The following is a 6,655-nucleotide window of genomic DNA, read 5'->3' as shown; positions in this document are numbered from 1 at the left end:
CTCGCGGAGGCGATCGACCGGGGCCGCCGCTACCTCGCGGCCGGCGCCGACTGCGTCTACCCGATCCTCGCGAGCGATCCCGAGGCGATCGGCGCGCTCGTCCGGGAGATAGGCGGACCGATCAACGTGCTGATGCGGCCCGGTGTGCCGGCCGTCCGCGACCTCGCGGCCCTCGGCGTGGCCAGGATCAGCTTCGGCCCCGGCGTCCACCGCGCGACCCAGGCGTTCACCGCGCGCATGCTGGACACGATCGCCCGGGGAGACGACCCCTTCCCGCCCGCCTGACCACGTCCGCCGGCCTACGGCTCGCCGTACGACCAGCCCGACCAGCGCTCGACCCGGACGAGGATCGCGGGCCCGGCCGGGGGGCGCTCGCGATACTGGGCGTACTTGCGCGCCAGCCCCGCCACGGCCCGCTCATGCTCGGCGCCGCCCTCCACGACGCGGGCCCGCCCGTCGGCGCGCACCCACCACAGCCGTTCCCAGTCGTCCTCGTAGTGGTCGGCCAGCAGGCAGACGCGGGGATTGTCGCGGATGTCGCGCAGCCGCCGCAGGTCGGCGGTGGCCTTCGGCTTGTGGTCCACGGCCGTCACCACGACGCCCTTCTCACCCTCCCGCAGCACGGCGAACGTGACCGGGACGAGCCGCGGCGCCCCCTCGGCCCCGGCGGTCGCGAGGCGGGCCACGCGGGCCGCCGAGAACAGGGCGCGGGCCCGCGACTCGGGCATCCTCACCAGGCCAGCCTACGCACCGTGGTCGCGCTTGATCGTCTTTGTACGGCGGCCTATGGTGTCCGCCATGGAGGCATCTGACTTACTCGAGCGGGCCCGCTCGAGCGCACGCGACCCCGAAGATCCCCTGGAAATCCTGTCCGCCGCGATCACCCTGGTTCCCGAACTGGGCGGCGAGGCGGACGCCCTGCTCGATCTGGCGGTGCGCCGCGCCCGTGAGGCCGGCGCGTCCTGGACCGCCATCGGTGAGCGTTTCGGTTACATCAGGCGGAGCGCGCGCAGGCGGCGCTTCACTCCCGCCTTCGCCCACCGCCACCTGGTCAACCGCCGCATGAAGCGCGACGCCGCCTGCTCCTTCTGCCGCAGGCCGCCCGGCCCGCGCGTCCACATGGTCCACGGCGAGGGCGGACGCATCTGCGACCGCTGCGTGGCGCTGGCCGGAGACATCGTCGCCGGGCTGGCCCGCCGCCGCCGTTGACGCACGTCAGGTGACCGTGAGCCGTCGCGCGTAGCGCTCGTCCCGCCACGGCTCCTCGCCCAGCACCTCGGCCAGCGTGGCCGCCGCGTCGTACACGTCGACGTAGCGCAGGTACAGCGGCGCGAAGCCGAAACGGACGAAGTCCGGCTCGCGGTAGTCGCCCATCACTCCCCGGTCCGCGAGCGCGCGCACCACGGGGTAGCCCTGCGGGTGACGGTAGCTGACCTGGCTTCCCCGCCGCTCCGGGTCGCGCGGGGTGGCCAGGACGAGCCCGAGCCCCGGGTCGACGAGGTCGTCGAGCAGCTCGACGAACAGCGAGGTCAGGGCCAGGCTCTTGGCTCTGACCTCGTCGAGGTCCACCCGCTCCCAGATGTCGAGCGACGCGTTCAGCGCGGCGTACGACAGGATCGGCGGGCTGCCCGTGGCGAAGCGCCGCACACCGGCCGCGGGGCGGTAGTGCGGTTCGAAGTCGAAGGGCGCGGCGTGCCCGTGCCAGCCCGACAGCACGTTCTGGACGGCGTCCTGGTGGCGGGGCGCGACGTACAGGTACGCGGGGGCGCCGGGCCCGCCGTTCAGGTACTTGTAGGTGCAGCCGACGGCGAAGTCCGCCTCGCCCACCCGCACGGGCAGCGCCCCGGCGCTGTGGCACAGGTCCCAGATCATGAGCGCGCCGGCCGCCCGGACCCGCTCGGTCACCGCCGTCATGTCCCTGGCCGCGCCCGTCCGGTAGTCCACGTGCGACAGCAGCACGAGCGCGACGTCGTCGCCGAGGGCGTCCTCCAGCGAGCGGCCGCCCTCGCCGATGTCCCTGATCTCGTACGCGCCGAGCGCCCGGGCGGCGCCCTCCACGACGTACCGGTCCGTGGGGAAGTTGTCGAGGTCGGAGACGATCACACGGCGGCCGGGCCGCAGCGGAAGGGCGGCCGTGACCAGTTTGAAGATGTTCACCGAGGTGGAGTCGCCGGCCAGCACGTCGCCGGGGCGCGCGCCGATCAGGGGCGCGATGCGGTCACCGGTGCTCTGCGGCATGTCCCACCAGCCGGCCGTGTTCCAGCTGGCCCCGAGATGCACCCCCCACTCGGTCTCGACCGTGCGGGCCACCCTTTCCGGCGTCCGCCGGGGCAGCGCGCCGAGCGAGTTGCCCAGCAGGTAGACGACCCCGGGAGGCAGCGAGAACTCGTCGCGGAACTCCCCGAGCGGATCCTTGGCGTCGAGGTCCTGGCATTCGGCACGGCTGAGAACCATCGGCAGCTCCTTCGTCACCGCATTATGTACCGAAATATCCGTTGTTGTCGTTATGGCGATGACGGAGCGTTCCCGGCGCCGGCAATACCGGAAAGGACCGTTCCACGGATGCGGACGGCTATAACCCCCAGGGATCGCCACACCGGCACGATCAGCGCAAAGTAAGCACAAGACGCACCCCAAGCTCTGTGCGATCGTGGACAAGACGGGGCAAGTTCTCTGGAGACGCCAAACCCCCGTTGGTGACAGAGGGTGATCAAACGTGACGGAATCCCCGTCGGTGCATCACGAGGCCCCGATCTATCGCCGCATCGCCGACAGGCTGCGCGATCAGATCTTGTCCGGAGCGCTCGGTGACGGCGACCGGCTACCGGGCGAGAACGCGCTCATGAAGGAGCACGGCGTCGCCCGGGCCACGGCACGGCAGGCGCTCGCCGTGCTGATCAACGAAGGGCTCGCCGTGCCGAAGCGGGGATCAGGCGTCTACGTGCGGCTGTTCCGCCCCATCCGCCGCCACGGGTCCCGCCGGCTCTCCCGTGAGCAGTGGGCCCGGGGTCTGGCCATCTGGGACTCCGACACCCGGGGCCGGTCGTACGTCGTGGACGAGGTGAGCATCGTGCGCGAGCCGGCGAGCGAGCAGGTCGCCCGCGTGCTCGGCGCGGGCGAGGTGTGGGTGCGCCGGCGCCGCTACTCCGTGGACGGCCGTCCCGTGCAGCTCGCGGCCTCCTGCTTTCCCGCCGATCTCGTGGAGGGCACGGCGATCGTCCTGCCCGACACCGGTCCCGGCGGGGTGTACGCCCGGCTGGGCGAGCTCGGCCGGGCTCCCGTCCACTTCAGCGAGGAGGTGCGGGCGCGGATGCCGTTGCCCGGCGAGGCCGAGTCGCTGAACCTTCCCGCCGGCACGCCGGTGATCTCCGTCACCCGGGTGGCCTTCGCGGAGGGAGGCATGCCGGTCGAGGTCAACGAGATGATCCTGGACGCGGCGTCCTATGTACTTCAGTACGACTTCGACGCCTAGGTCAAGAGGCAACGTTGACCTGACCATCCCGATCATTGATTTCTCTAGAGATGTCCCGCACTTTGAGGAGGAGACGTCAAGAACACCGGGCACACGGCGAGGGAAGGTGTACGGATGTCCTTTGACCGACGCCTCGCCGAGATCGCCCGGGAGTTCCCGGAGTGGACGATCTGGCGGAGCGACGCCGGCCGGTGGTGGGCGACCCGGCACCACCCGCTCACGTCGGCGCAGCGTGCGGCGGGATGCGCGATGACCATCGACGCCGACGAGGCCGACGGGCTGCGTGAGCTGCTGCGCGAGCAGGAGACCCGCACCGCCGATCCCTGAGCGCGGAAGCCCCCGACCCGATCGGGGGCGGGGGCTTCCGCTACCACTTCTGCACCTGCTCCGCCCGGTGCGGGGCAGTGCGACCTGCGCGCCGGCCAGGCACTCCGGCGCGACGCGCCAAGGGCGTCACACAGTCACGCGGTCACACGATCACGCGGTCACACAATCACACGGCACCCGGCCCGGATCGCACGACTCAGATCGCACGACTCAGTTGCCTCCGACCGACTGCCCGTCCGGCAGGGCACGCCGCACGCGGCCGAGGTTGACGTCGGTGTCCTCGGGCGAGGGCGCCGCGGCGTGACCGTCCTGGTGACGTCCGTCGTCCACGATCAGAACCGCGTCGTCCTCGTCGTCGTCCGCCCGTCCCTGACCGGTGGCGTCCTCGGGGTGCGCCTCCTGCCCGGACGGCGCGGCCTCCAGAGCCTGCCGCGGCTCGTCACCCGGCTCGTGCCGCTGGTCGTGCTGCTGGTTTTGGGCGCCCGCGGCGATGGCGTGCACCTGCGGCGGCGGCAGCACGGCGGCCTCGTCGATCACCGGTCCCGCCGCGGCCTCGCGCTGCATGAGGTCGCCGAGCACCGAGCCGATCTCGTTGAGCCGCCGCACGACCTCCGTGTGGGTGTCGGTGAGGTAGGCCACCCGGCGGCCGGTGTGCTCGTCCAGCGCGTTCACGCGCTGCTGCGCCGCCGCCAGCATGGCCTCGGCCTGGCCGCGCGCCTCGGAGAGCATCCGCTCCGCCTCCATCCGGGCGGCGGTGAGCTGCCGCTCCCCCTCGGCGCGGGCGGCGCGCATGATCTCCTCCGCCTCCGCGCGGGCCGTGCCCAGCGTCTCCTCCGCGTTCGCGCCCGCCTGCGCCAGCAGCCGGTCCGCCGTGGAGGTGGCTTCGGCGACGCGGCGCTCGGCCTCGTCCTGGGCGGCGGTCCTGATGGCGTCGGCCTGCTCGCGCGCCGACGTCACCAGCCGCTCGGCCTCGGCCGCCGAGCTCTCGCGCAGCCTCGTGGCCTCCGCCTCGGACGCCTCCTTGTTGGCGGCCGCCTCCTCCTGCGCCAGCTTGAGTATCTGGCTGAGCCGCTCGCCCAGCTCGTCGGGGTTCTGCGGCGACTCCGCCATCCTCCGCCGCGCCTCGGCCAGCTCCAGCCGGCTCTGCTCCGCCTGGTCGATCGTGCGCGCCAGCCGTTCCTCCAGGTCCCGGATCTGGTTGCGGGTCCGGATCATGTAGTCGTGGACCTGCCTGCGGCTGTACCCACGCATCACGACTTCGAAGGAGTCGTCACTCATGAGGTCGGGGAAGTTGTCGGTCTGATTCGTCATGAGAAACCCTGGGGTTGGAGATAACGACGGTAACGCAGCCAGGACACGACTTTCCTGCTATCCGTCGCACATCGCAACCTGAACGCCCCAGGCGCCGGGCGGAACACGGGGCGTCGCATCGAACCCGGCACGTGCCACATGGGATCATGACGGCATGCCGTACATAGCGGACCTGGACGACGACGCCGCGCCGATCATCCATCCGGAGGCATGGGTGGCCCCGGGGGCGGTGGTCGTCGGGAGAGTGCGGCTCGGGCGCGGCGCGAACGTCTGGTACGGATCGGTGCTGCGCGGCGACGACGAGCGCATCGAGGTCGGCGACGAGGTCAACATCCAGGACCTGTGCTGTCTGCACGCCGACCCCGGCGAGCCGGCCATCCTGGAGGACCGGGTGAGCCTCGGCCACCGCGCGATGGTACATGGCGCGCACGTGGAGACCGGCGCGCTCGTGGGCATCGGCGCGGTCGTGCTCGGCGGGGCGGTCGTCGGAGCCGGTTCCCTGATCGCCGCGGGGGCCGTCGTGCCGCCCGGCCGTCGCGTCCCGGCGGGCGTGCTGGTCGCGGGCGTGCCGGGCAAGGTCGTCCGTGAGCTCACCGACGACGATCGCGCCTCCTTCGCGCGTACGCCGGACAACTACCTCGCCAAGGCCCGCCGTCACGCCGCGGCCTCGGTTCGCTCCCGATGAGCGTGCCGGCCAGCGCCAGGTGGTCCGACAGCTCCGGGTCGGTCCTGATGACCTCGGCTCCGCCCGGCCGGTAGTCGGCCTCGGTCGCGAAGATGTAGTCGATCTTCCGGCCGCCGCGCGTGGTCGGTTCGCCGCCGCGGCGCGCGAGCCCGCACGACTCGGCGCCGGCCTCGACGTAGCCGCCGTCGCCCAGGCCCATGCCGTACACGCCGGTGAGCTGGTCGTGGCCGGGTTCGCGGTTGAAGTCGCCGGTGAGGATGACCGGCGCGCCGCCGGCGTACCGCGCCACCAGTCCGGTGACCTGCCGCGGGGTCTCGGTGTCGGAGATGTGGGTCACGCAGCAGACCGAGCGGCGCGGGCCGACCCGTCCCGTGGCGCACAGCAGGCCGCGCGGGTGGATCGTCTCGCCGGGCACGGCCGGGGCGTGGTCGGCGCGCAGCAGCCGCCGCAGCGGCGGCGGACCCTCGGCCCCGTTCTTCAGCGCGAGCGCCACACCGAATGTCCTGCCGTCCGGCGGCGCCGTGTCCGGGGTGAGGTCGCCCCACAACGTGCGGCACCGGTCCTCGCGGCCCGGCCCGCCGCCCTTGGCGTAGCCGTACCAGACCAGGCGGTAGCCGGGCAGCTCACGCCGGAGCAGGCCGACCTGCGCGTAACACATCTCGGTGAAGGAGGCGACGTCCACGTCCCTCGACCGGATCAGCGCGGAGACCTGGCCGGCCCAGGTTCTGCGGCGCTGCGGCGTCAGGTCGCGTACGCAGGTGCCGGCGCTGTTGCCCGCGGCACAGACGTTGTAGGTGAGCACGCTCACCCGGTACGTGTCGGCGGCCGGCGGAAGACTCGCGACCACAAGCGCCACAATT

9 protein-coding genes are annotated in these 6,655 nt (G+C 72.4%); 5 read left to right on the top strand and 4 right to left on the bottom strand.

Going from position 1 to position 6,655, the window contains the following annotated elements; all coding sequences use genetic code 11:
- The coding region (locus AB0J39_RS22785; RefSeq protein ID WP_363467981.1) for an isocitrate lyase/phosphoenolpyruvate mutase family protein at window positions 1–285 on the top strand (285 nt) is incomplete at its 5' end.
- Window positions 286–299: 14 nt separating this feature from the next.
- Here AB0J39_RS22785 and AB0J39_RS22780 read toward each other — a convergent pair.
- Window positions 300–728, bottom strand: coding sequence for a TIGR03668 family PPOX class F420-dependent oxidoreductase (locus AB0J39_RS22780; protein WP_363467983.1), 429 nt, complete (start codon window positions 726–728; stop codon window positions 300–302).
- Window positions 729–798: 70 nt separating this feature from the next.
- Here AB0J39_RS22780 and AB0J39_RS22775 point away from each other — a divergent pair, with 70 nt between their 5' ends.
- Complete coding sequence (locus tag AB0J39_RS22775) at window positions 799–1,209, top strand: ClpX C4-type zinc finger protein (protein ID WP_363467979.1); 411 nt, start codon at window positions 799–801, stop codon at window positions 1,207–1,209.
- Between the two features lie 6 nt (window positions 1,210–1,215).
- Here the strand turns inward: AB0J39_RS22775 and kynU are convergent, their stop codons facing one another.
- Window positions 1,216–2,454: a kynureninase gene (gene kynU, locus AB0J39_RS22770; RefSeq protein ID WP_363467977.1), complete on the bottom strand. Its 1,239-nt coding sequence runs from the start codon at window positions 2,452–2,454 to the stop codon at window positions 1,216–1,218.
- A 262-nt stretch (window positions 2,455–2,716) separates the two neighbouring features.
- On the opposite strand from kynU, the gene AB0J39_RS22765 reads away from it, so the two are divergent.
- Together AB0J39_RS22765 and AB0J39_RS22760 are read left to right on the top strand one after the other, a co-directional pair.
- Window positions 2,717–3,472 (top strand): GntR family transcriptional regulator, encoded by a 756-nt coding sequence (locus AB0J39_RS22765; RefSeq protein WP_363467975.1) that lies wholly within the window; start codon window positions 2,717–2,719, stop codon window positions 3,470–3,472.
- A gap of 114 nt (window positions 3,473–3,586) precedes the next feature.
- Window positions 3,587–3,799 (top strand): hypothetical protein, encoded by a 213-nt coding sequence (locus AB0J39_RS22760; RefSeq protein ID WP_346225386.1) that lies wholly within the window; start codon window positions 3,587–3,589, stop codon window positions 3,797–3,799.
- A 210-nt stretch (window positions 3,800–4,009) separates the two neighbouring features.
- Here the strand turns inward: AB0J39_RS22760 and AB0J39_RS22755 are convergent, their stop codons facing one another.
- Window positions 4,010–5,110 carry a hypothetical protein gene (locus AB0J39_RS22755; protein ID WP_363467973.1) on the bottom strand — a complete coding sequence of 367 codons (1,101 nt, stop codon included), beginning with the start codon at window positions 5,108–5,110 and terminating at the stop codon, window positions 4,010–4,012.
- Between the two features lie 154 nt (window positions 5,111–5,264).
- On the opposite strand from AB0J39_RS22755, the gene AB0J39_RS22750 reads away from it, so the two are divergent.
- On the top strand, window positions 5,265–5,795 hold the full coding sequence (locus AB0J39_RS22750) for a gamma carbonic anhydrase family protein (RefSeq protein WP_346225388.1): 531 nt from the start codon (window positions 5,265–5,267) through the stop codon (window positions 5,793–5,795).
- On the opposite strand, the gene AB0J39_RS22745 is transcribed toward AB0J39_RS22750, so the two are convergent.
- Window positions 5,701–6,651, bottom strand: coding sequence for an endonuclease/exonuclease/phosphatase family protein (locus AB0J39_RS22745; protein ID WP_363467970.1), 951 nt, complete (start codon window positions 6,649–6,651; stop codon window positions 5,701–5,703). The genes AB0J39_RS22750 and AB0J39_RS22745 overlap by 95 nt on opposite strands.
- Window positions 6,652–6,655: the final 4 nt, after the last annotated feature.

It is taken from the genome of Microbispora sp. NPDC049633 (assembly GCF_040675265.1).
In the GTDB taxonomy this organism is placed as follows: Bacteria; Actinomycetota; Actinomycetes; order Streptosporangiales; family Streptosporangiaceae; genus Microbispora; species Microbispora maris.
Note: the sequence above shows the minus strand (reverse complement) of the source record. Positions and strands in the feature narration are given on the sequence as shown.

Excerpts from the sequence above, each read along its gene's own strand:
- AB0J39_RS22780 (WP_363467983.1), bottom strand. The coding sequence starts at position 728 with ATGCCCGAGTCGCGGGCCCGCGCCCTGTTCTCGGCGGCCCGCGTGGCC.
- AB0J39_RS22775 (WP_363467979.1), top strand. The coding sequence starts at position 799 with ATGGAGGCATCTGACTTACTCGAGCGGGCCCGCTCGAGCGCACGCGAC.
- kynU (WP_363467977.1), bottom strand. The coding sequence starts at position 2,454 with ATGGTTCTCAGCCGTGCCGAATGCCAGGACCTCGACGCCAAGGATCCG.
- AB0J39_RS22760 (WP_346225386.1), top strand. The coding sequence starts at position 3,587 with ATGTCCTTTGACCGACGCCTCGCCGAGATCGCCCGGGAGTTCCCGGAG.
- AB0J39_RS22755 (WP_363467973.1), bottom strand. The coding sequence starts at position 5,110 with ATGACGAATCAGACCGACAACTTCCCCGACCTCATGAGTGACGACTCC.
- AB0J39_RS22750 (WP_346225388.1), top strand. The coding sequence starts at position 5,265 with ATGCCGTACATAGCGGACCTGGACGACGACGCCGCGCCGATCATCCAT.